Origin of the sequence: Pseudomonas sp. R43(2017) (genome assembly GCF_002112345.1) — a bacterium.
GTDB lineage: Bacteria > Pseudomonadota > Gammaproteobacteria > Pseudomonadales > Pseudomonadaceae > Aquipseudomonas > Aquipseudomonas kribbensis.
This window is the reverse complement of sequence record NZ_NEHJ01000016.1, coordinates 1-1,847: the sequence shown is the minus strand read 5'-3', so window position 1 is coordinate 1,847 and position 1,847 is coordinate 1. Positions and strand designations below refer to the sequence as shown.

At 64.6% G+C, this 1,847-nt stretch carries 1 protein-coding gene; it reads right to left on the bottom strand.

The features are described from left to right. Nucleotides 1-1,847: DUF6531 domain-containing protein (locus CAG02_RS29385; protein WP_256576978.1), on the bottom strand; the 1,847-nt coding region annotated here is incomplete at both ends.

Here is a 1,847-nt window from a genome sequence, read left to right as displayed (position 1 = left end):
GCTGGCCGCAGGCGTCGTAGGTGTAGCGCAAGGTGCCCCAGCCCTGATGCTCACGGACCAGTCGGTCCTGCAGGTCGTATTCGAAGGCCAGCGGGTGATTCTGGCCGTCATCCACCCCGACCAAACGGCCCAAACGGTCATAGCGATAGCTGACCTCAACCCCGTCCGGCAGGGTCTTGAGCAGCAGGCGTCCGGCAGCATCACGTTGGTAGCCGGTGACCAGCGTCGAGCCGTCATCGCCGTACTCGGTCTTCTCCAGCAGATGACCGTTGCGGTCGTAGGCATACGCGGTGCGCCGCCCATCAAAACCGGCTTCCTGTCGGATCAATCCGGTGGGCGTGTAGTCCAGCCGGTACTTTTCGCCGGACTCGTTCTCGATCTCCGTGAGCAACAGCTGCGCATGGTCGTAGCGGTATTGCAGGCGGGTGCCGTCGGGGTTGATCCGCCGGCTGACCAGGTGCAGGTCGTCGTCATACTCGTAGCGGGTGATCCGACCCAGTTCATCGCGTTCGGCGGTGATCTGGCCGTAGGCGCTGTAGGACCAGGCACGGGTGGCACCGGTCGGCGAGGTGGCCTGGATCAGCCGTCCGACGGCGTCCCACGCATGACGGGTGATCGCGCCGTGTTCGTCTTGCGCAGTAATCCGCCGCCCCAAGGCATCGTAGGAAAACTTCCGAACCCCGCCGTCAGGCAAACTTTCCTCGACCAACTGGCCGAGGTCGTTCCACACGAACACATGCCGACCACTGTCCGGATAACGGACCGACAGCAACCGCCCCTGCGGGTCGTAGTGGTAATGGGTGACATGACCGTCGGGATCGACCGCTTCGGTGACGTCGCCCTGGGCGTTGCGCCGGTAGGTCCACTCCGCGTCGCCCCGGCTACGGCGGTGCAGGAAACCGTTGCGGTACTCGTAGGACGTCGGCGCATCGTCCGGCGGAATCAGCGCGATCAGCCGTCCGGCGTCGTCATAGCGGTACTCGGTGACCGCCCCCAGCGCATCCTGCTCGGCGACCAGCCGGCCCTGCGCGTCGTAGGCCTTGAGCTGCTCTCCACCGTCGGCCGCGACCTGACGCACCAGCCGAGCGGTGTCGTCGTGGACGTAAACCTCTTCACGGCCGTCGACGTACTGCACCGTCACGCTGCCGGCGTCATCCCAGACGTAACGCGTGTCCATCTGCGAAAACGACGCCCAGTGCCGCACGCAACGTGCGGCCTTGCCGGAACGTTCCCACTCCCAGAAGAAGCTCGCGCCACCCGTTAACTGCCGCTGCAGGATGACGTGGGCATCGTCGTAGTCGTAACGCTCGCTTTCGCCGACGGCGTTGGTCACCTCGATCAACCGATGACGGGCATCGAAGCGATAGCTGACCAGCGTCTGCTCGGTACGCCAGGCAGCTTCGCGCCAGACTTGATAGTCCACGGCCACCAGATGCGCCCGCTCGTAGCGCAGCAACAACGAACGACCGGCCCCGTTATCGAGGCGCTCAACGCGATCCAGACGACCCCGGGTAATACGCAACCGGTTGCCGTACGCATCGCTGATCGCTGTCAGACGCCCCGCCCGAAAGTGATAAAACCGCGCCGCCTCAGCCGCCAGCGCAACGATCAGTTCCTCCGGCTCATCCCCGAGAAAGATCGCCGCCCGCGACAGACTGTTATGAATCGCCGGCCGCTCAATGCTCGGCAGCGGAAACCGCGTCCGCCGGTTCTCATGGTCAACCCAGACCACGCCATCGCCCTCGACCTCCAGCCGATGCGCCAGCGAATGGCTCCAGCCAAACCCCAACCCGACATCGATCTCAACCGCACTGGTGCGATACAACCGGCTGAACTCGAACGGCAAC